Annotated in this window: 16 protein-coding genes and 1 pseudogene; 11 read left to right on the top strand and 6 right to left on the bottom strand. The window is 72.7% G+C overall.

The window, feature by feature from the left end:
- Positions 1-1,292 precede the first annotated feature (1,292 nt).
- From B207_RS0122935 to B207_RS42985, 5 genes and pseudogenes are all read left to right on the top strand, one after another.
- Positions 1,293-1,562 carry an MbtH family protein gene (locus B207_RS0122935; RefSeq protein ID WP_018638945.1) on the top strand — a complete coding sequence of 90 codons (270 nt, stop codon included), beginning with the start codon at positions 1,293-1,295 and terminating at the stop codon, positions 1,560-1,562.
- A 28-nt stretch (positions 1,563-1,590) separates the two neighbouring features.
- Entirely contained in the window at positions 1,591-2,007 is a 417-nt protein-coding gene (gene panD / locus B207_RS0122930; RefSeq protein WP_018638944.1) for an aspartate 1-decarboxylase, read from the top strand.
- A gap of 106 nt (positions 2,008-2,113) precedes the next feature.
- Positions 2,114-2,371, top strand: coding sequence for a hypothetical protein (locus tag B207_RS41800; RefSeq protein WP_018638943.1), 258 nt, complete (start codon positions 2,114-2,116; stop codon positions 2,369-2,371).
- A gap of 12 nt (positions 2,372-2,383) precedes the next feature.
- Positions 2,384-2,728: pseudogene (locus tag B207_RS42990) on the top strand (AMP-binding protein); the annotation flags it as partial.
- A gap of 45 nt (positions 2,729-2,773) precedes the next feature.
- Positions 2,774-3,160, top strand: coding sequence for an AMP-binding enzyme (locus B207_RS42985; protein WP_407671452.1), 387 nt, complete (start codon positions 2,774-2,776; stop codon positions 3,158-3,160).
- 14 nt (positions 3,161-3,174) lie between these two features.
- On the opposite strand, the gene B207_RS0122920 is transcribed toward B207_RS42985, so the two are convergent.
- Both B207_RS0122920 and B207_RS0122915 read right to left on the bottom strand, forming a co-directional pair.
- Positions 3,175-5,988, bottom strand: coding sequence for a polynucleotide kinase-phosphatase (locus tag B207_RS0122920; RefSeq protein WP_018638937.1), 2,814 nt, complete (start codon positions 5,986-5,988; stop codon positions 3,175-3,177).
- Positions 5,985-7,583, bottom strand: a complete 1,599-nt coding sequence (locus B207_RS0122915; RefSeq protein WP_018638936.1) for a 3' terminal RNA ribose 2'-O-methyltransferase Hen1 — start codon at positions 7,581-7,583, stop codon at positions 5,985-5,987. The genes B207_RS0122920 and B207_RS0122915 overlap by 4 nt, the downstream gene beginning before the upstream one ends.
- Before the next feature lie 186 nt (positions 7,584-7,769).
- On the opposite strand from B207_RS0122915, the gene B207_RS0122910 reads away from it, so the two are divergent.
- Positions 7,770-8,237 (top strand): 4-vinyl reductase, encoded by a 468-nt coding sequence (locus tag B207_RS0122910; RefSeq protein WP_026311347.1) that lies wholly within the window; start codon positions 7,770-7,772, stop codon positions 8,235-8,237.
- Positions 8,238-8,266: 29 nt separating this feature from the next.
- Here B207_RS0122910 and B207_RS0122905 read toward each other — a convergent pair whose 3' ends face one another.
- The 4 genes from B207_RS0122905 to B207_RS0122890 all read right to left on the bottom strand — a co-directional run bounded on the left by B207_RS0122905 (position 8,267) and on the right by B207_RS0122890 (position 10,778).
- Positions 8,267-8,830, bottom strand: a complete 564-nt coding sequence (locus B207_RS0122905) for a hypothetical protein (RefSeq protein WP_018638934.1) — start codon at positions 8,828-8,830, stop codon at positions 8,267-8,269.
- A gap of 44 nt (positions 8,831-8,874) precedes the next feature.
- On the bottom strand, positions 8,875-9,471 hold the full coding sequence (locus tag B207_RS0122900) for a GTP-binding protein (protein WP_026311346.1): 597 nt from the start codon (positions 9,469-9,471) through the stop codon (positions 8,875-8,877).
- Between the two features lie 33 nt (positions 9,472-9,504).
- Complete coding sequence (locus tag B207_RS0122895) at positions 9,505-10,305, bottom strand: hypothetical protein (RefSeq protein WP_018638932.1); 801 nt, start codon at positions 10,303-10,305, stop codon at positions 9,505-9,507.
- A gap of 110 nt (positions 10,306-10,415) precedes the next feature.
- Positions 10,416-10,778, bottom strand: coding sequence for a roadblock/LC7 domain-containing protein (locus B207_RS0122890; protein WP_026311345.1), 363 nt, complete (start codon positions 10,776-10,778; stop codon positions 10,416-10,418).
- A 728-nt stretch (positions 10,779-11,506) separates the two neighbouring features.
- On the opposite strand from B207_RS0122890, the gene B207_RS40040 reads away from it, so the two are divergent.
- The 5 genes from B207_RS40040 (at position 11,507) to B207_RS0122865 (ending at position 20,727) form a co-directional block, all read left to right on the top strand.
- The gene (locus tag B207_RS40040; RefSeq protein ID WP_026311344.1) at positions 11,507-11,872 is read left to right on the top strand and encodes a roadblock/LC7 domain-containing protein; all 366 of its coding nucleotides are present in this window, start codon (positions 11,507-11,509) and stop codon (positions 11,870-11,872) included.
- Positions 11,873-11,985: 113 nt separating this feature from the next.
- On the top strand, positions 11,986-13,758 hold the full coding sequence (locus tag B207_RS0122880) for a TIGR02677 family protein (protein WP_018638929.1): 1,773 nt from the start codon (positions 11,986-11,988) through the stop codon (positions 13,756-13,758).
- Complete coding sequence (locus B207_RS0122875; RefSeq protein ID WP_018638928.1) at positions 13,755-15,086, top strand: TIGR02678 family protein; 1,332 nt, start codon at positions 13,755-13,757, stop codon at positions 15,084-15,086. The genes B207_RS0122880 and B207_RS0122875 overlap by 4 nt, the downstream gene beginning before the upstream one ends.
- Positions 15,083-19,438: a TIGR02680 family protein gene (locus B207_RS0122870; protein ID WP_018638927.1), complete on the top strand. Its 4,356-nt coding sequence runs from the start codon at positions 15,083-15,085 to the stop codon at positions 19,436-19,438. Before B207_RS0122875 ends, B207_RS0122870 begins: the two co-directional genes overlap by 4 nt.
- Positions 19,435-20,727, top strand: a complete 1,293-nt coding sequence (locus tag B207_RS0122865; RefSeq protein ID WP_018638926.1) for a TIGR02679 family protein — start codon at positions 19,435-19,437, stop codon at positions 20,725-20,727. The genes B207_RS0122870 and B207_RS0122865 overlap by 4 nt, the downstream gene beginning before the upstream one ends.
- The last annotated feature ends 387 nt before the right edge of the window (positions 20,728-21,114 follow it).

Here is a 21,114-nt window from a genome sequence, read left to right as displayed (position 1 = left end):
GTATTTCCAGTCGATCGCCCGGACCGCCATCGCCGCGGCCTGGCGGTCGGTCAGGTTCTCGGTGAACTGCAACACCGTGACCAGCGACAACACCGCCGGTGGTAGACCCGGCGCCCCCCGCCGGCCGAACGCGCCGGTGAACGGCTCGTCGACGAACACCTCGGCGAGGCGGTCCCGCAGCCGCATCGCCANCGTCCCCCGCGGGAACGCCGCCCGCGCGACCGCCACCGTCTGCGCCGGGATCTCCGGCAGCCCCTTCGGCTGCAACGACATGTGCCCCACCTCCCGCGACCCACGAGGCGACCCGGACCGCACAGGAGATCATGCCGCACCCACGACACCCAGCCGAATTAAGCAGCAGAGTCGTCGGTGGCGGTGGCTGCTAGTTAGGTAAATCTAACTTTCCGGAGTGATGGTGACTACTGGTGCGCTGCGTCTGGTTCCTGCTCGGCTGGGTGCGTGGGCGGCGGAGGAGGTGTCTCCGCGGGCTGACGCGTTCCGGATCTCGCAGGTGTTGTGGCTTGACGGCGAGGTGGATGCGTCGTTGCTTGCCGCGGTTGGCGACTTCGCTTAGGCTTACCTAAGTTCACAGGTAGACAATCCAGTCGGAAGCGGTCGTCGATGCCCGTGAAGCCGCATTGACGAGTGTCCCGGGTCGTTCCTTCGCTGACGGCAGGCGGCGAAGGCCGCGGGATCTCGTCGACGGTCTTCGGTCAGGCGAACGGTTTCGGGTTCCTGCTCCTGGTATTGATCAACTTTCGGATATCGGCTTCGAGTGCGACGACCAAGCGGTGGGTGGCCCGGTGCGGCTTGCGGTTCCTCGGCCCGGCGAACGAGCGTTCCGCGGGGTTCATCCACGACGACGAGGTAGAGGTGACGTGCAGGTCGCATGTGGTGGGTGCCGAGGAGCCGATCAGCCCGAGGAGTCGAACAGGCTGGTCGTGCCGTTGCGGATGGGGTCGTGCGTCACCCGCTCGGGTACGCCGGGAGCCGGCGACAGCGTCGGCGCGGTGTGGGCCAGGCCTGGATCCGCGGTTTCTCGCCGACGGCGACAACCCGGAGGCCTTCGCCATCAACCACGATGACCTGTGGGTGACCAGACAAGCGCGCCGGTAGCGCCCGGTCAGCGGCCCGGCCGACGACCGGGGTCGTCGCTGCCGAGCCCTGCGATGCGACTCGATGAGGCTCCGCGCGCCGTGCGGGGAGCCGGCCGCTGGGTCAGGCTGCCGGCAAAACGGGCGTGAATCCGCGTGAACAAGAAGACTGACGACGACTGAAGGGATCTACCTACGATGGCGGCGAATCCTTTTGACGACGACGAGGGCACATTCTACGCGCTGATCAACCATGAGGAGCAGTACTCGCTGTGGCCGACCTTCAAGCCGGTGCCAGGCGGATGGGAAATCGCCTACGGCGCACCCGCCGGAGCGCCCCGTCAGGAGGTCCTCGCCTGGATCGACAGCAGGTGGATCGATCTGCGGCCCAAGTCGCTGCGTGACTTCATCGCCCAGCACGAGGCCGAGAAATCCGCCGCGGAGAGCGCTGCCGTTTCCGGCACCTGAAAATCTTCAACGCAGAGGGAGAACCGGCATGCTGAGAACCGTCCTGGGCAGCAAGATTCACCGCGCAACCATCACGCAGGCCGATCTGCACTATGTGGGATCGATCACAATTGACGAGAATCTCGTGCTTGCCGCTGGTCTGGTTGAGGGCGAAAAGGTTCAGGTCGTCGACATCACGAACGGCGCCCGCATCGAGACCTACGTCATCACGGGTGCCGCCGGCTCCGGCGAAATCTGCATCAACGGCGCAGCGGCGCACCTGGTGAACCCCGGTGATCTGGTCATCATCATGTCCTATCTGCTCGCGACCGAGGCCGAGCTGGTCACACATGAGCCGCGGGTTGTGCACGTGGATGCCGGGAACCGGATCGTCGCGCTCGGGCAGGACCTGGCCGAGCCGGTTCCGGGCGCCAATGACCAGATCCCCTCCAGAGCGAGCAGATGATCGAAGCACTCCAGCTGGAACCCCTTGTCCTCGACGGCTTCGTACCCTGTCCAGAGGACGTCGCCGCCTCCTATCGGCGGGAGGGCTAATCGAGCGTTTCGTCGAGGTGACCGAAGCCCGCGCCTATGTCACCGTGGCATCGCATGACGGTACCGACCTGGCGGCATTGGCGGCGGAGCTGAAGGCGGCCTGGCCCTGCCTCCAGCACACGATTGTGCTGGAGGCGGCGGGTGGGGGCGCCGTGCTCGACCGCCTGCTGGATTCGGTGCGGTCGCCGGACTTCCTGAGCGTTTTCAGTGTCGGTGGCACCGTGGTCCTGGCGCCGGACGGAAGCCCCGACACCGTTTTCCCGCTCATCGCGTGACATGGTGTCACCCAGTCGTCCATCGTGCCCCCGATTCTGCTGGCCTGGCTGAACTCCTCGTTGCAGGAGCGCTACGACCTGTCGAGCCTGGAGAGCCTGCATGTCGGTGGCGCGAGACTCAGTATCGAGGTGGCCCGGCGGGTGCGACCCGAACTCGACCTGATCCTGCGGCAGGGCTTCGGAATGGCTGAGGGACTGGTGGACTACAACCGGTTCGACGTCGACGAGGAGACAAGCCTGAAGTGTCAGGGAAAGCCCATTTCCCCGGGCGACGAACTGCTTGTCGTGGACGACGACGACCAGCCGGTGCCGCCGGGAACCCCGGGTCACCTCCTCACCCGGGGGTCCACCACGATTCGTGGCTACTACCGTTCGCCCGAGCAGAACGTCCACAGCTTCACCGTGGACGGCTTCTATCGCACCGGAGACATCGTCGAACGTGACGAACGTGGCTACCTGACCGTGCTGGGACGCTCGAAGGACCAGATCAACCGCGGCGGGGAGAAAATCGCTCCCGAGGAGGTGGAGAACCTCATCCTCGGGCACGAGGGTGTGCACGACGTCTCCGTCGTGGGGGTTCCTGACAGAATCATCGGTGAGCGGATCAAGGCCTATCTGATTCCGCGGCAGGGAGTCGATCCGGTCACGCTGCGCCTGCCCACCATCCGCCAGTTCCTCCGCGAGTGTGGCCTCGCCGCCTACAAGCTGCCGGACGCGCTCGAGATCGTCGGCGAGTTCCCGCACACAGCCATCGGCAAGGTGAGCAAGCTGGCGCAGCGGGGGGAGTAGTCCGGACCCCCCGTTCACAGCCGGGGGTCGACGGGTTCCGACTCCAGAGCGAGCACCGCGAAGACGCACTCGTGGACCCGCCAGAGGGGTTCGCCGGCCGCTGCGCGTTCCAGCGCCTCCAGCCCGAGGGCGTACTCCCGGAAGGCCAGCGAGCGCTTGCGTCCCAGATTGCGGGAACGCAGCCGCTCCAGGTTCGCGGGCTCGGTGTAGTCGGGGCCGTAGATGATGCGGAGGTACTCCCGGCCACGCACCTTCACGCCGGCCTGGGCCAGGCCGCGTTTTCCCGGTGCCAGCCCGGCGAGTGGTTTGACGACCATTCCCTCGCCGCCGGCGGCGGTCAGGGCCTCCCACCACTCGACTCCGGCGGCGACTGAGGCCGGGTCGCCCGCGTCCACCTGGATCCGTTCCGTGGTGACGACGAGGTCCGGGTCGGCGGCGGCCAGTCGGTCGGCGACGTCGAGGTGCCAGAGATGGTCCCGTCCCACGTGGGTCGTGCCGGCCGGCCACGAACCGCCCCACCCCGGGCCGCCCGGGCCGCCCGGGCCGCCCGCGGCGTCCGCGGCGTCCGCGGCGTCCGCGGTGTCCTGCGGCGCCGGCCCCGTCGCCAGCAGCATGAACGGGGCGAACCGGACTCCGTCGAGGCCGTCCACCGGCCAGCAGTAGCGCTGGTAGGCGGCGGTGAACGCGTCGGCGTTCGCGGCCCGTCCGCGGGTGCGGTCCAGCAGGTCGGCGACGTCGACTCCGCGGGCCGATGCCTGGGTGAGCGCGTCGACGGCGACGGGCAGCGCGGCGCGGGCGGCGGCCCCGGCGGCGGCGTACTGCCGGCGGATGAGGTCCTGGGCCTTCGCGCTCCACGGCATGATCTCCGCGTCGAACACCGCCCAGCCGGCGCCGGTCCGCGTCCACAGGCCGCTGGCGGTCATCGCGGCCCGCAGCCGGGCGAGCAGTGCCTCGGTGCGGTCGCGGTCGAAGAACGGCCGGCCGGTCCGGGTGAACACCGCGCCGGTGGTGCCGTCGGCGGCGCCGAACCGGGCCGCCGCGACCGCCCCGTCCCGGCAGACGACGGCGATCGCCCGGGAGCCCATGTGCTTCTGCTCGCACAGCAGCTCCTCGACGCCGTCGGCCCGGTAGGCCGCGAAGGCGTCCGCCGGATGTTCGAGCAGGCCGGGAAGCTTCGAGGTGGGTGGCGGGCTCATCGTCGGCGGCAGGTGGACGAGCCAGCGCGGGTCGAGGGCGAAGCGGCTCATCACCTCCAGGGCGGCGAGGGCGTTCTCCTCCCGCACCTGCACCCTGCCGCCGTGCCTCGTCTCGACGATCCGCCGGCCGAGGACGTCGGTCACATCCAGGATCTCCAGGCCCGCGCCCGCCGGGACTGCGCCCGCCGGGCCCGTGCGCGTCGCCGGCGCCGGCGCCGGCGACGGCGGCAGCGGGAAGGACGAGAGCAGCGCCTCGGCCGACACCGGTGCCTCAACTGACAGCGGTGACTCGGCCGGTGCCGGACCGGTGCCAGGGCGGATCGGCTCGAAGTAGACCTGCGCCGCCGGCACGGAGACCAGTTCCCGCTCGGGATACCGCAGGGCGGTCAGCCGTCCACCGAAGACGCAGCCGGTGTCGAGGCAGATCGTGTTGTTCACCCACTCGGGCTCGGGGACGGGCGTGTGACCGTAGGCCACCAGCGCCTTTCCCCGGTAGTCCCGGGCCCACGGGTAGCGGACCGGTAGTCCGTACTCGTCGGTCTCACCGGTGGTGTCGCCGTAGAGCGCGAACGACCGCACCCGGCCCGACGCCCGCCCGTGGTAGGCCTCCTTCAGCCCGGCGTGCGCGACGACCAGGCGGCCCTCGTCGAACACCAGGTGGGAGACCAGTCCGTCGCAGAACCGGTCGACCTCGGCGCGGAACTCGTCGCTTTCCTCGCCGAGCTGCCGCAGCGATTCCGCCAGGCCGTGGCCGACGGTCACCTTCTTCCCGCGCAGCGCCTGGACGAGCTTGTTCTCGTGATTGCCGGGGACGGCGAACGCCTCGCCCGCGGCGACCATGCCCATCGCCAGTCGCAGGACGCCGGGCGTGTCCGGCCCGCGGTCCACCAGGTCACCGACGAAGACCACGCGCCGACCGTCCGGATGGCTTGCGCCGACCGGACGTCCCGCGTCGTCGTGGCGCAGAGCGTAGCCGAGCCTGGTCAGGAGCTGCTCGAGTTCGGCGCGGCAGCCGTGGACGTCGCCGATCACGTCGAACGGCCCGGCGACGTCACGCCGGTCGGTCAGCAGCCGGGTGTACTCGATCGTCGCGCCCGTGATCTCCGCCTCCGAGCGCAGGACGTGGACCCGCCGGAACCCCTCGCGGGCCAGGCCGCGCAGCGAGCGCCGCAGCTCGGCCTGCTGCCGGCGGACGACATGCGGGCCGAAGTCACGGTCGGGTCGCGTCGCGTTGCGCGCCAGACAGACCGACTCCGGCACGTCGAGGACGATCGCGACCGGCAGCACGTCGTGCGACCTGGCCAGCTCGATCAGGGACGCCCGGGACGCACGCTGGACGTTCGTCGCGTCGACGACCGTGAGCCGCCCGGCGGCGAGCCGCCTGCCGGCGATGTAGCGCAGGACGTCGAACGCGTCGGGGGTCGCGGCCTGGTCGTTCTCGTCGTCCGCGACGAGCCCCCGGCAGGCGTCGGACGACAGCACCTGCGTCGGACGGAAACGCGTCCGGGCGAAGGTCGACTTCCCGGACCCGGTGACGCCGACGAGGACGACCAGGCAGATCTCGGGAATGGCCAGCGGCGCCGGCGGGGCGTCGATCCCCGGCAGGGGACGGTCGCCTGTCGGTGCGCTCATCGTCCTTTCCCCGTCCCTGCCCGGTGCTCTCCAGCTGCCCGGTGCTCTCCAGCCGCGCGGTGCTCTCCCGCCGGCAGCCGTTCAAGTATCGCCAGCTGCGTGGGCTGGCCGACCTGCGGATCGTCGACGCCGACTCCACCGAGCCGGGCCGTGTAGGGGTACCGGGCGCCGAGGCCGCCGACCCAGCTGGCGAACTCGTCCCGCGTCCACTCGAAACGGTGGTCGCGGTGCCGCAGCGCACCGGACGGCAGGCCCTCGTACCGGACGTTGTACTCGATGTTCGGCGTCGTGACGATCACCAGGCGGGGCTGCGCGTGGCCCAGTACCACCTCGGCGAGCGCGGGCAGCCGGGGCGGGTCGACGTGCTCGACGACCTCGGAGAGCACGATCGCGTCCAGGCCGGTGAGGCGGCTGTCCCGGTAGGTCAGCGACGAGACGACCAGGCGCAGCCGGGCGCGGACCTGGTCGGGCATCCGCTCGATCCGCAGCCGCCGCGCGGCGAGTTCCAGCGCGCGGTGGGAGACGTCGACCGCGACGACCTCGGTGAAGCTCGGCTCGGCGAGCAGTCTCGCGACCAGCTTGCCGTCGCCGCACCCGACGTCGGCGACCCGGTGTGCGTCCGAGGCTCGCAGCATCGCGAGGATCGCCCGCCGCCGCAGCTCCGCCAACGCCGGCGGCCGCGTCTCGCCGACGTCGCCACTCGTGCCCTCGCCACTCGTGCCCTCGCCACTCGTGCCCTCGCCACTCGTGCCCTCGGCGTCCGCCTCGGCCGCTTCTGTCTCGGTCGCGATTAGGCCGGGCTCGAAGCCGGTACCGAGACTGTCGGCCGCGAGGTCGTCGGCTGTCGCGAGCTGCGCGAGCGCCGCGGTGGTCAGGGCCCGGCGGTGACCGAGATAGCGCCTGGCGATCAGGTGCCGCTCCGGATGCCCCGGCAGCCAGCTGGCCCCCTCGCGGAGGAGCTTGTCGATCTCGTCCCGTCCGACGTAGTAGTGCTTCGCGTCGTCGAGGACCGGCAGCAGGACGTAGACCTGGGTGAGCGCGTCGGCGAGCCGGAGAGTCCCGGTGAGAGTGACGTCGTGGTGCGGTGCGTCGCCCCACTCCGGGAACCGCGGGTCCAGCGGGAGCGGGACCGCCGCGACCTGCCACCCCAGCGGTTCGAACAGCCGCCTGGCGAGATCGGCGCCGCCGGCCCGGCAGGGCAGCGACGGCAGCCTGATCTCCAGCGGCAGCGCGGTCGCGGCCAGCTCCGGCCGGGCCTTGCAGCGTCCCGCCATCGCCGTCGAGAACACCGCCGCCATCGCGACCGCGAGCAGGCTGGACGCCGCGTACGTCCGGTCGTCGACGTACTGGGCCGCATCCACCCCGGCCCCACCGCCGCGCCTGCCCCCGGTACCCGCCTGCCTGTTACGGACCAGCCCGACGGGGTCGATCTCCAGCAGCAGCGCCGCGGTGCAACGCTCCTCGGTCGCCTCCGGGTAGAAGACGTGCGCGCTGCCGGCGGCGGTATCGAACCGCTGTGCCCTGTCCGGATGCTTGTGGAGCAGGAATCCCAGATCGGTGGCGGGATGGTGGGTCGTCGACACGGCAAGGAACACCGCGCGATTCTTCCGGACCCGAGCCCCACCCGTCGCCCCGATTTCCGCCGGGCAGTGGGGTGGGGTCAAACAGCTGGGTAGAGTCGCTGTCTACCTGCGGGGACGCGTCGCATGCCCACCACGCCGCACGCCCGCCGCCGCTCCTGCCTGTCGCCCCTGCGCGCTTCCTGAACCGGGAGAGACCCCATGCCCGTGAACCAGCGTCCCACCCTGGGACCAATGGTCTCCGCCACCTGCCTGCAGCAGATGCGGGTCTACACCGAGGACATCGTCGGCCGAGGGCCTGTCCTGGGCGCCGGCAGGATGCGCGGGCAGGGCGTCATCGCCGATCTCGGCCTGCAGGACTCCCGACTGGACGACGACAAGCTCTTCCGCCTGTTCGTCGACACCTTCGGCATCGAGGGCACCCGGCTCTGCCTGGTCACCGGGGTGACGTCGGACGACTCCGGGGCGTATGTCGTGCAGCTGGTCGAAGGGGCGTGCAGCCACCAGATGCAGGCGGCGGAACCGATGTGCGCCTACACCCTGGGCGTCTTCGTCGGGGCGTTGCAGGCTGTGACCGGCGTCGTCATGCAGGGAACCGAGACCTCCTGCGAAGCGGCCGGCGACCCGGCCTGCACCTTTGTGATCCGTCCGCACCGGGCGCTCATCTAGCGCCTGGCGCGCTGTTCACGGGTCGGTCGTCAGGCCTGGTGACCGTCGGTGTCGCGGAGGTCCGCGCGCAGGTCCGCGAGCGCGGCGTCGCGGCCGGCCAGCGCCGACTCGACCAACGTCGTCCGCCGGCGCTCGGCGTCAAGGTCGGCGCGTAGGACCCGCGCGGCGTCCTCGGCGTTGGCCAGGCTCTGCCGCAGGCCCGCGACCTCCTGGCGGTTCGAGGCCGCCGCGGACTCCAACGCGGCGATGGCCGCACTCTCCATCCTGCCCATCTCGGCTTCGGCCCGGTCGGTCATCGCCTGGGTCGTGCCGCTCATCCGCAGCACCTCGGCCTGAGCCTCGGCGAGGGCGGCTCGGGTCTCGTCGAGCTGCGCGGTCACCAGCCGCAGCCTCGCCGAGGTCTCGTCCAGCCGATACCGCGTGGTCGCCAGGCCCGTGGACGTCTCCGTCTCGACCGAGGCGGGCGTCTCGGCCGACTCGGACGCTCGCGCGCCGGCGGATCGGGGTCGCAGCACACGGCTGGCGAGGGTACCGGCCAGCGCCCCCAGCACGAGCGCGGTGGCTGCCGGGGACACATCGCTGTTGCGCAGCATCCACTGAGGCTAGCGGGCGGGCCGGAAGGCCCGGACGGGCGCACTCACCAGTAGTCGCGGACGGCGCTCTGGACGGTGTCCGACCCGGTACCGGGTGGCGACATCCCGTCGGCGAGTCCCGGGTCGATGCTCAGGAGCAGGGCCTGGACGAGAAGCGCGACGTCGCTGCGACGCCGCGCGTCGATCTCGAAGACCGGCGCGACGATGCCGACCTGTGCCAGGACCCGGCGGTAGTCGTCCAGGCCGGGAGTCCGGCGGAGGTCCATCCCGGTGACACCGACCGCCAACGCCGTTTCATCGATCACCGTTCGGAAGGAGTCGATGAACTCGTGCAGGTCGGCGAGCGGCGTCGGCCGGGTGCTGGTCACCAGGAGGACGACGCCGATCGCCCCTTCGGCGAGGATGTGCCGCATGAAGGCGAACCGGTCCTGGCCCGGGGTGCCGTAGAGGTGGATCCGCTCGGCACCGTCGAGGCGCAGGACGCCGTAGTCCATGGCGACGGTGGTGGTGGCCTTGACACCCCTGGTCTCGTCCGTGGGCCGGGTCTCGGTGGTGACGGGGGCGATGTCGCTGATGGCTGCGATCGCCGTGGTCTTCCCCGCGCCCACCGGGCCAGAGAAAAGAATCTTGTGGTGGGTCACGAGTGTCCCTGCGGATGAGTCGAACGGCAGGCGTCAGTCGGCGCGAAGTCTGTCGAACAGCTTGCGCAACAGGCGCCGTCGTGGAGTGGGGGCGACGGTCGGCGGCGACGCCGGCGGCTGCGATGCCGACGGCGTGGTCGGGACGGGCGGGGACGGGACGAGCGGGGACGGCTGCGACGGGAGCTCCGAGCGGACGAGATCGACTGCGGCAGCCGCGCTGTAGAAGGCGAAGACGTCCTCCGCCGGCAGGTTCAACACGTTGATCGTCTGGCTGAGCGTGCTGGGTTGTCGAGCCCAGAGGGCCGCGATGCTCATCGCGCCGGGTGTCACGATCAGCCGGGTGAAGTTGGGCCACTCCCGCAGGGCGCACGGGGCGTCGAGGGACACCTCGAGTGGCAGCCTGCCCCGGGAGGCACTCAACGCGAGCTTCCACAACAGGCCGTCGAGGGGCACCATGTCCCGGTGGTTGACGTCGTACCGGGGCGCGCGGGAGAAGGCCAGATCGGCCTGCAGGGGGAGGTCCTCCCTTCCGGCATACGGCCGTAGGCCGTCTTCGCCACCGTAGACGATGGCGGTGAAGCTGCTCGGGTAGACGGCGATCGCCGGCCAGGGGCCCTGGATGTACACGGCCTGGCCGCGTTCCTCGGCCTGGCGCCACGCGGTGGTGACCAGCCCCTGCAGGAACCGTGCCGGGTCGTAGCGACGAACCGTGGCCGGCGCTTCACCGCCGGCCGGCGCCGCGGCCCCGGGCCACGGGTACGGGGCCGGCGGGGATGTTCCGACGTCCTCTCCCGGCGTCGGGAACTTCGCCCGGTCCACTCGGTGGCCGTCCACCCGTCATCTCCTGCCTCCCGGTGATCCAGCACGTGCGGCCCTGCCGATTCACCCTCCGTAGCTGTCGTAGCTGTCGGCCGGGATCTGCCGCCCGGGCCGACGCACGGCGCTCAGACGGCCTCGGACAGCGCCTCGGCGCCTCGGCGCACGTCGAGAAACGTCGCGCCCAGCTGGGCGTCCGGCCGGGTGATGACCACCAGAACGGTTTCCGGGCCGGCCCTGGTGAGCAGCACATGGCCGCGTTGCCCCCTGATGAGGATCTGGTCGAGCGCGCCGCGGTTGAGCTCCATACTTGCCTGGGTGCCTAGGGAGAGCATGGCCGCACTCATCGCGGCCACGCGGTCATGCTCGAACTCGGCCGGCAGCAGCGACGCCATGAGCAGGCCGTCCGTCGAGACCAGCGCGGAAGCCTCGATGTCGTCGGACGACGCATTGAGCTCGCTCAGGATGGCGGTCACCGACTGCTTCCGCATGCAAGTCTCCAACGTCGTCGACGGTCCGTCCCGGGAGAACTCAGGAGTCGACACACCGCGTTGTGTCTGACGCTCGTTCCGCGGTGTGGCTGACGGCTTCCCCCGGCGATCAGCCGCGCCCGGTCGACTATCGTGTGAAGGATATAGACGGTACCTGGCCGGGGTGTCCCCGGGGCCGCTGACCAGCCAAGTCGGCCTCGTGGCGCAGCGGAGTCGTGGCTGTGGAGCAGCCGTTCGGTCGGAGTCGCGTGGGTGAGACGGTTTCTGTGGAAAGTGCACCTCGTGCGGGTAATCTCGACCGCCAGGGCCGGGCCTGTCCGTCGCGGACGCGGGCCGGCCCGGGGCGGCTCGGCGGACATATCCCTGACGGACAAAAAGGGATGAAGGCGGTCACGATGCCGGACGAGGGGGGCAGTAGGTCGCGGCACCGCAGCACGTCGAAACGGTCGTGGCGTCATCGAGCCCTGACCTCGACGAGATCGGAACCCGCCGAGGCGGAGGTCGTCGAGGCGGAGGTCGCCGCCACCGAGCCGGTCGCTGCCGGGAGCGCGGTCGGCGACGCACGCTTCACGGATGCCTCGATGCCCCTGTGGGTGCCGCCGACCGTGTCGGTGCCGCCGGACGTGCCGGTGCCGCCGGACGTGCCGGTGCCGCCGGACGAGCCAGGTCCGGACAGCGAGCCAGAGCCACCCAGGTCAATCGGAACCGTTCAGGACAGAGGTGCATCGGTGAGTATTCAATCGGAGTTGTCGCGCGTGGTGTCGGACCTGCGGCGGTCGATTCCGGAGCTGAACGGTGCCATGGTGGCGTCGGTGGACGGGCTGTCCGTGGCGCACGACTTCCCCGAGTCGGAGGCCGAACGGATGGCGGCGATGGCGGCGACGGCCCTGGGCCTGGGCAAGCGCATCTCCGACCGGACCGGGCTCGGCGAGATGCAGGAGACGGTGGTCCGCGGCAACAGCGGCTACCTGGTGGTCTACGCGGCCGGCGAGCAGGCGGTACTGGTGCTGTCCGGTCCGTTCAACTCCAACCTCGGGCTGATGCGGATCGAGGCTCGCGCGGCCTCCACTGAGATCAACAAACTGCTCGGCTGAGGGCGGGACCAGCCATTGGGCCCCAGCCAGCCGACGTCGCGCGGTGGTCGGGAACTGTGCGTGGCGAGACACCGGTAGTCAGCATGTCAGATCTCGCAGAGATACTGGTTGACATGTCGACCGGTGATGATGCGGTCGGGCCTGCTGCCGCCGGCGTGGCAGGTGCGGCCGGTGCGGGTGGTGCGGGTGGTCCGAGCGGCGGGGCTGTCGCGGCGCCGCAGCCGTTCACGCACCTGAGCGCGCCCAACTCCGGGCTGTACCGGGAGGTGCTGACAGCCTTCGCCCGGGCCCGGGACCGCTTCATCGTGCACATGCGCCCCGAGGACGTCGCGGCCGACGCGGGCGGTGCCGTCCCCGCCGAGTCGCTGGTGGCCGCTCTCGACCAGCTGGCGGGGTGGGGCAACCTGCGCCGGGACCCGGACACCGGCCGCGTGACGACCGTGGAGGACTTCCACCGGGCCCGTTACCTGTACCAGCTGACTCCGGCGGGGCAGGCGGCCGAGGAGGCGATCGCGCTGTACGAGGCGGCGATCGGCCGTCGGGGCGCCCTGCAGTCGGTGGCCCTCGACGACATCGCCTCGCAGCTGCGTGCCCTGTTGGGGCTGGCCACGACGGAGGCGTCCGAGCTGGACCCGGCGAAGGTGCATCTGCTGCTGCTGGGGCTGGCGGAGCGCTTCACCGGCCTGGCGGACAACGCCCAGGCGTTCATGGCGTCGCTGCGTCGTGTCATCGACTTCTCGGACGGCGACGTCGACGCGTTCGTCGCCTACAAGCAGCGGCTCATCGACTACATCAACCGCTTCATCGCCGATCTCGCGAACCGCGGCGCGGAGATCGCCACGTTGCTCGGTGAGCTGGAGGAACGTGACGTCACTCGGCTGCTCGAGGTCGTGGCCCGCCGGGAGGCCGGCGACGCGCTGCCGGACCTGCCTCCGGACGCGCCCACCGTCGCCGGTCCGGCGGCCGACGGGCGCGCGGCGGCCGGGGGAGCGGGGGCGGCCGACGGGCGCGTGGCGGCCGGGGGAGCGGGGGCGGCGGCGTATGACGCCGCGGTCGAGGCGTCGCTGGTCGGATGGCGGAACAGGTGGCGCGGTCTGCGCGACTGGTTCGTGTCGACCGATGCCCGCCATCCCTCCCAGGCGAGGTTGCTGCGCGGTGCCGCCGTCACCGCCATCACCCAGCTCATCGACACCGTGGCCGCCCTCAACGAGCGCCGCTCCGGCCGTTCCGACCGGTCGGCCGACTTCCGCGCGCTCGCCCGCTGGTTCGCCGAGACGCCGGACGACGCGGCGGCGCACCGGCTGTGGCGGGCCGCCTTCGGGCTGGCCCCGGCCCGGCATCTGACGGTCTCCCAGGAGACCGTCGCGGCCTGGCAGGAGGACGAGCCGTCACCCGGCACGCCGTGGCGGCAGGCGCCGCCGGTACGGATCAGTCCCCAGCTGCGCCGCACCGGGTCCTACGAGCGGCGTGGCACCCCGAACCGGGTCGCGGACCGGGCCGAGCAGCGCCGGCTGCTCGCCGAGCACGCGGCCAGGGAGGCGGGGCAGGCCGCGGCCGCCAGAGATCGGCTGACTCTCGGCCGGCCGGTGCTGCTGTCCGATCTCGGGCTTCTCGACCGGCAGGCGTTCCGCCTCTTCCTCGCCCTGCTCGGGGATGCGCTCGCGGCCCGGCGCCCGGGTGAGGGGGCGGTGGAGACGACGTCGGGTGACGGCACGATTCTGATCCGGCTGTCCGTGGTGCCAGGCGGCGGCACGGTGTCGGTGGAGACCGAGGACGGTCTGCTGCACGGGCCGGAACATCTCGTCGAGATCGTCGATCTGACCGCACCCACGGCCCGCTCGCCGGCTGCCGTGCCGTCCCTGGCACCCGCGCCGGTACCGGGATGACGACGGACCCCGCCACCGCGGACACCCGCGCCGCGCGGCGGCGCGCGCTGCGGGCGCTGCTGGCCAGACCTCTGCGCACCGCGGCCTCCGACGACGAGGTGCTGGCGCTCATCCGCCGGCACGCCCCCGCGCTGCGTGAGTGGCTCGCCGCCGAGACGGGCTGGCGGCTGCTGGTGGACTCCGATTCCGCCAGGCTGTTCAAGACGGTCGCCACGACCGGGGAGGCGACCTACCCGGCGCGGGACGCCCGGGGCAGGGCGCCGTTCGGGCGGCGCCGCTACGTCCTGCTGTGCCTGGCACTGTCGGTGCTGGAGACGGCGGACGCCCAGATCACGCTGGGCCGGCTGGCGGAGGGCGTGCTGGTCGCGGCGAGCGACCCACAGCTGGCCGCGGTCGGTGTCGCCTTCACCCTCGGCCGCCGGGACGAACGCTCCGACCTGGTCGCGGTCGTCCGGCTGCTGCTCTCGCTGGGCGTGCTCGAGCGTGTCGCCGGCGACGAGGACGCCTACCTGAGCGACAGCGGGGACGTCCTGTACGACGTCCGCCGCCGGGTGCTCGCCGCACTCCTGGCGGGCACCCGCGGGCCGTCGACGATCAAGGCCACCGACCTGGAGGCCCGGCTGACGGAGCTGACCCACGAGCCTGTCCCCGACACCGAGGACCTGCGCAACCGCGCGCTGCGGCACCGGCTGACACGCCGGCTGCTGGACGAGCCGGTCGTCTACTACGACGAGCTCGCCGAGGACGAGCGCGCCTACCTGGTCAGCCAGCGCCACGCCATCACCAGGCGGATCGAGGAGGCCACCGGGCTGTTCGCGGAGATGCGGGCCGAGGGGATCGCGATGGTCGACCCCGACGACGACCTCACCGACGTGCGGATGCCCGAGCAGCGCACCGACGGCCATGTGGCCCTGCTGGTCGCCGAGTACCTGGCGGACCGGCTCGGCCAGGGCACGCCGGTGCCGCTGGCCCGCCTGCGCACCTTCGTCGCCCAGATGGCGGTCGAGCACGCCTCCTACTGGCGGCGGGGGGCGACCGAACCCGGCGCCGACGCCGAGCTTCTCGCGGTGGCGCTGGACAAGCTCCGGGCCCTGCGGCTGGTCGTCGACGCGCCCGGTGGCCCGGCGGACCCGCCGGCGGTCCTGCCCCGCCCGGCGATAGCCCGCTACGCGCTCGACGCCCCGACGATCCGTGACCGCCAGGCCACCGGCACCGCCACCGGCACCGGCACCGGTACCGGTACCGGCAACAGAACCGGCAACAGAACCGGCACCGGGCCGGCCAGCCCAGCAGGCAGGAACAGGAACAGGAAGGGGACGCGGCGGTGAGCAGCGAGACACCCGGGGGCGACAGGGCGACGACGTCGCTTCCTGCTCCCGGCCGGGACCGTTGGCAGCCGCTGCGGGCCGGACTCGTCGACCTCTTCTACTACGACGTCGAGGAGTTCCACTTCCACGACGGCCGGCTGCTGCTGCGCGGCAACAACGGCACCGGCAAGTCGAAGGTGCTGGCCCTGACGCTGCCGTTCCTGCTCGACGGGGAACTGGCCGCCCACCGGGTCGAGCCCGACGGTGACCGCAACAAGCGGATGGAGTGGAACCTGCTGCTGGGAGGCCGCCATCCGCACCCGGAGCGGCTCGGCTACGCCTGGCTGGAGTTCGGCCGGACGGGCCAGGACGGTGTCGCCGAGTACCGCACCGTCGGAGCCGGGCTGAAGGCGGTCGCCGGCCGTGGCATCGCCCGGCACTGGTTCTTCGTCACCCCCCAGCGGGTCGGCCGTGACCTGTCCCTGGTCGGCCCGACGCGGGTGGCGCTGACCAGGGAGAAGCTGAAGGACGTCGTCGAGGGCCACGGCCAGGTGTTCGACACGGCCTCCCAGTACCGGCGGGCGGTGGACGAGGAGCTGTTCGGGCTGGGTGCCCACCGGTACGAGGCCCTGGTCAATCTCCTGATCCAGCTCCGTCAGCCGCAGCTGTCCAAACGGCCCGACGAGAAACTGCTCTCCCGCGCGCTCACCGAAGCGCTGGCGCCGCTGGACCCGGCACTCCTGGCCACCGTCGCCGAGGCGTTCCGCGGCCTGGACGAGGAGCGGGAGGCGCTGCGCGCGCTGACCGAGGCCCAGGCGGCGTCGCAGGCGTTCCTGAATCATTACAGCCGCTACGCCCGGGTCGCCGCCAGGCGGCACACCGCGCCGCCGCGGCAGGCGCACAGCCGCTATGAGCAGTACGGCCGGGAGCTGGGCGAAGCCGAGGAGGCCTACCGGAGCGCGCAGGCGGCGCTCGACACCGCGCTCGCCGAGCTGGACACCCTCGACGCCGCGAAGGAGATCCTGACCGCCCGGCGGGAGGCGCTGCGCGAAAGCCCGGAGATGCGCAGCGCGGCGGCGCTGGACACGGCCAGGCAGGACGCGGCCAGGCTCGCCCAGCTCGCCACCCAGCGGACGGAGGCCGCCACGCAGGCGGCTCGGTCGGTCGGCAGCTGGCAGCGCCGGCTGGCCGAGGCGGCCACGGCAGCCGACGACGACCAGGCGGCGTTCGACGGAGCCGTCGGCGAGGCCGCCGCGGCGGCCGGCGTCGCCCTGCTCGCCGACCGGCATTCCGCGGTGCTCGACGAGCTGGCGCGGGAGCAGCGACCGTATGCCGGCGCGCGGCGGTCCGGTCAGGCCGCCGTCGACGCCCAGGATGCGGCGGTGAGCCACCTCGAACGGCTGCTGCGCGAGGCCGATGACGCGGCGGCGGCGGCGCGGGCGGCCCGCACCGAGCTCGACCGGATCATCGGCGAGCGCCAGGCCGTCGCGGAGCGGATCGCGGCCGCCGAGGACGTTCTCGCCCGGCACGGCGCCGATCTCGTCGCGGCCTGCACGGCCTACCTGGGGCGGGCCGAGCAGCTGCGGCTGCCCGACCCGGACGGGGCCCTCGCGGCACTCGCCGGCTGGGTGGAGACGCTCGACGGCCGCAGCCCGGTCGCGGCGGCGGTCGACGACGCGGTGCGGGAGACGACCGCCGTCCTCGGCCGCCGGCAGGCCGCCGTCGACGTGGAGAAGGCGGCCGCCCGGACCGAGCTCGACGCGCTGACGGAGGAGATCGCCCGGCTGGCGGCCGGCGGCCACGACGCGCCGCCCACCCCGTACACCCGGGACGGGTCGGGCCGCGCCGGCCGTCCCGGTGCCCCGCTGTGGAAGGTCGTCGACTTCGCCGCCGGCGTGCCCGACGAGCACCGGGCCGGCATCGAGGCGGCGCTGGAGGCGGCCGGCATCCTCGACGCCTGGGTCAGCCCCGACGGCAGGCTGCGGGACGCCGTCTCCGACGACGTCCTGGTCACCGCCGGCCTCCCGGCGCCGGGCGGCGGACTCGCGACGGTGCTCGTCCCGGCGGTCGACCGGGCGGACCCCGGCGCCGACGCTCTGAGCGACCGGTCCCTGGCCGACCTGCTGGCCACGATCGGCCTGCGCGGCCCGGACCGGTCGGGCGCTCCTGACCGGTCGGGCGCTCCTGACCGGTCGGGCGCTCCTGACCGGTCGGGCGGCCCGGACCGTGTCACGGACGGTTCCGTCAGCTGGGTCGGGGTCGACGGCAGCTTCGGCAACGGAACGCTGACCGGGTCGTGGCACAAGCCGGCCGCCGGCTACATCGGGGAGGGTTCCCGCGAGGCGGCCCGGAGGGCCCGGCTCGTGCGGCTGCGCGCGGACGCGGAGCTGACGGAGGAACGGCTGACGCGGTTGGTCGCGGCCGAGGCCGAGCTGGCGGACCGGCTCGAGACGCTGGCCGCCGAGCACCGCGCCCTTCCCCCCGACACCGAGCTGCGGGACGCCCACGCGACGCTCAGCGCCGAGCACGCCATCAGGCGGCGCGTCGACGCCGACCACGACCAGGCCGCCGTGATCGCGGACCGGGCCCGGCAGGCCGCCGCGCAGGCGCGGGAGCAGGTCGAGGACTTCGCCGCCGATGTCCGTCTGCCCGCCGAGCCGGTGGCCCTCGCAGCGGTGCGCCGGGCGCTCGGCGACTACCGGACCGCCCTGGCCAGGCTGTGGCCGGCGGCGACCGCGCTGGCCAGATCCCGCACCGTGGCGGCGGAGGCGAGCGCGGAACTGGCCGACGTGACAGCCCGGCACCGCCAGGCGGCCACGGAGCAGGCCGAGGCGCAGGCGCAGGCCGACGCGGGGGCCGAACGGCACCGGATCCTGGTCGAGACCGCCGGCGCCGCCGTCGACGAGCTGTTCCGCAAGCTCGCCGCCGTCGACGCCGAGCTCGCCGACCGCGACCGGCGGGAGAAGGGGGCGCGGGCCGCCGAACGGACCGCGCTCGACGCCCGCGGCAAGGCCGACGGCCGGCGCGAGACCCTGCGGGAGTCCATCACCGCCGCGGCCGCCGAGCGGGAGAGCGCCATCGCGAGGCTGCGGGCGTTCGCGGCGACCGGGCTGCTCACCATCGCCGTCCCGGACCTGGACCTCGACCTCCCCGACTCGTCGGTCGCGTGGGCGCCGAATCCGGCGATCGCGCTCGCCCGCGCCGTCAACGCGGCCCTCGACGACGTCGACGACTCCGACCGGCGCTGGGAGCTCGTGCAGCAGCGCGTGTCCAGCGAGCACAAGATCCTAACCGACGCGCTCTCCCGGCACGGCCACTCGGTCGGGATGACCGTGACTGACGGCGTGATCGCGGTCGACGTGCTGTTCCAGGGCCGCCGCCAGGATGTTCCCGAACTCGTCACCGCGCTCGAGCGGGAGACCGGGCAACGGGCGCTGCTGCTGTCCGCCAAGGAACGCGAGGTCCTGGAGAACCACCTGGTCAACGAGGTCGCCAGTGCGCTGCAGGAACTGGTCGGCGACACCGAGGAACAGGTCGGGCGGATCAACACCAACCTCGCCGAGCGGCCCACCTCGACCGGGATGCGGCTGCGGCTGCAGTGGCGGATGGCCCGCGCCGCGCCGGCGGGCCTCGGCCCGGTGCGGGACCGCCTGCTGCGGCAGACGACCGACGCGTGGAGCGCCGCGGACCGGGCGGCCGTCGGCGCGTTCCTCCAGGAGCAGATCAGCCGGGAGCACAGCGAGGACGCCTCCGGCGGCTGGGCGGAGCAGCTGACCCGCGCCCTGGACTACCGCCGCTGGCACGAGTTCGCCGTCCAGCGGTTCCAGGACGGCCAGTGGCGCCCGGCCAGCGGCCCGGCCTCCGGCGGCGAGCGGGTGCTCGCCGCCTCGATCCCGCTGTTCGCCGCCGCCGCGTCGTTCTACGACTCGGCCGGTGACCGGCGGGCGCCCCGCCTCATCGCCCTGGACGAGGCGTTCGCCGGGGTGGACGACGACTCCAGAGCCAAGTGCCTGGGCCTGCTCGCCACCTTCGATCTGGATGTCGTGATGACGAGCGAGCGGGAGTGGGGCTGCTACCCGCAGGTCCCCGGGCTGGCGATCGCCCAGCTGTCCCGGCGGGACGGGGTGGACGCGGTGCTGGTCACGCCGTGGCGGTGGGACGGCCGCGAACGGACCCGGCTGGACCGGCCGTCGACGTACCTGCCGGCTCCGGCGGCACCGGCGGCACCGGCGGAGACGGGCGGGGCCGGGCGGCGGGCCCGCGACGACGAGGCTCTTTCGCTGTTCGACGAGCCCCTTCCCCCGGGCGGTGAGTCTGTTCCCCTCGGCGAGGCGCCGCTGCCGCCCGGCGGCGAGCCGCTTCCGCGCCCGTGAACGATGCCGACCAGCCGGGTGACCTCGAGCGACTGCGGCGGCTGCTCGGCGGCGAGGACACCGCCTGGCTGCTCACCAGGGCCCGCGGCCGGCTGGAACGAGGCAGGTCGCTCACCGGGACGGTCACCCTGGCCCGGGCCACCGCGGAGCAGCGGCGGGCCGCCGAGCGCCTGCTCGGCCGGCGGGCCGGCGCCGGCAGCTCGCTGTCGGTGTCGCTGGACGACGTCGACGCCGTGCTGCGCGCCAGCGGCGCCGCACCCGGCGGGCTCGAGGCCGCGGTCACCCTGCTGACAGGGCAGGTGACCAACCTCGCGGCGCGGGCCGCGGCGGACGCCCGGGAGTGGTCGGCCGTCCGAGGCCTGGTGGAGGAGCTGGTGTCCCGGCGTCCCGTGCTCGCCCCCTGGCTGTCGTGGCTGGACGGCACCGGGATGCTGCGCCGGCTCGCGGACGGGCCGGCCGCCGCGTCCGCGCTGGTGGCTGATGTGGTGCGGGTGCTGGACGCACTGCCGTCACCCGGCGTCGCGCTGGGCCGGCTGGCGGCGAGCCGCGCCGGCGACGCGCACGCGCTCGACGAGGGCCGGCCGCTGACCACCCTCGTGCTGGCCGCCGTCCGGGTGCTCGGCGGAGCCTCCCCGACCGGCGACGGGTCAGCCGCGGGGCGCCGCGCCGCCTGGGCGGCTGTCGGAGTGCACCGCGACGAGCTGTCGTCCACTGCCCTGTGCCTGGGTCTGCCAGGCGGCTCGGCGACCCCCAGCGGGCGGATGCTGGCCGCCGCCCGCGAGGCGGGCGAGCCCTGCGTGCTCACGCTGCGCCAGCTTGTCGGCCGCCGCGAGGATCTGGACGACCTCGGTGTGGGCTCCACGATGGTCTTCGTCTGTGAGAATCCGATCGTCGTCGCCAGCGCGGCGGACGAGCTGGCACACCGGTCCCCGCCCCTGATCTGCGTCTCCGGCCAGCCCTCGCTCGCCGTCGTGACCATGCTGGACGCACTCGCGGAGCGGGGAGCGCGGTTCGCCTACCACGGAGACTTCGACTGGGGCGGCCTCCGCATCGCGAACGGGCTGCTCGAACGGATCCCCTGGCTGCCGTGGCGCTTCGACTCCCGCTCCTATGAGGCAGCCCTGGCGTTGGTCGAGGGCGGCCCCCTGACGGGCCGCCCGGTCGACGCGTCCTGGGACCAGGGCCTGCGCCCGGCCCTGGAACGCCACGCGCGGCGGATCGACGAGGAACTCGTCCTCCCCGACCTGCTCGCCGACCTCGCCGCCGCGGCGGAGCCGCCTGTCAGGTGAACCGCGCTGTCCGCCCGGGTGGTGCATGCGCGGGGATGCGCCGCTGATTGTTTCCACATCGAAATACGGAATCGGCGGCAATTGCGTTCTGCGGTCGGGTGCTGCATGATCGATCACGGATGGCCGGGCACAGAGAAAATAGTGCGTTCGTACGGTCGCCGTTGGTAGTTGGTTTGCCGGGTGGTGCGGTGCCGCTGTGCCAGGCCGGTGTCATCGAACTGCCTGCTTCAACCCATGGTCGATTGGCATCACGGTTCGCTAGGGTTAGCTGCGTCATTCGGCCTCCCACCCGTCGTCCGGAGACGGTGGATCCGAACACCGGCTGGTGTCGGGCGGTCGGGCGGCGATGGCTCGGTACGCGGTCAATTCTGCTGATCGGATGTTTCC

Source organism: Parafrankia elaeagni, from assembly GCF_000374165.1.
In the GTDB taxonomy this organism is placed as follows: domain Bacteria; phylum Actinomycetota; class Actinomycetes; order Frankiales; family Frankiaceae; genus Parafrankia; species Parafrankia elaeagni.
This window is presented reverse-complemented; position numbering and strand designations above follow the sequence as displayed.

Coding starts and splice junctions, on each gene's coding strand:
- B207_RS0122935 (WP_018638945.1), top strand. CDS start 1,293: ATGGCGGCGAATCCTTTTGACGACGACGAGGGCACATTCTACGCGCTG.
- panD (WP_018638944.1), top strand. CDS start 1,591: ATGCTGAGAACCGTCCTGGGCAGCAAGATTCACCGCGCAACCATCACG.
- B207_RS0122920 (WP_018638937.1), bottom strand. CDS start 5,988: ATGAGCGCACCGACAGGCGACCGTCCCCTGCCGGGGATCGACGCCCCG.
- B207_RS0122910 (WP_026311347.1), top strand. CDS start 7,770: ATGCCCGTGAACCAGCGTCCCACCCTGGGACCAATGGTCTCCGCCACC.
- B207_RS0122905 (WP_018638934.1), bottom strand. CDS start 8,830: ATGCTGCGCAACAGCGATGTGTCCCCGGCAGCCACCGCGCTCGTGCTG.
- B207_RS0122890 (WP_026311345.1), bottom strand. CDS start 10,778: ATGCGGAAGCAGTCGGTGACCGCCATCCTGAGCGAGCTCAATGCGTCG.
- B207_RS0122880 (WP_018638929.1), top strand. CDS start 11,986: ATGTCGACCGGTGATGATGCGGTCGGGCCTGCTGCCGCCGGCGTGGCA.
- B207_RS0122875 (WP_018638928.1), top strand. CDS start 13,755: ATGACGACGGACCCCGCCACCGCGGACACCCGCGCCGCGCGGCGGCGC.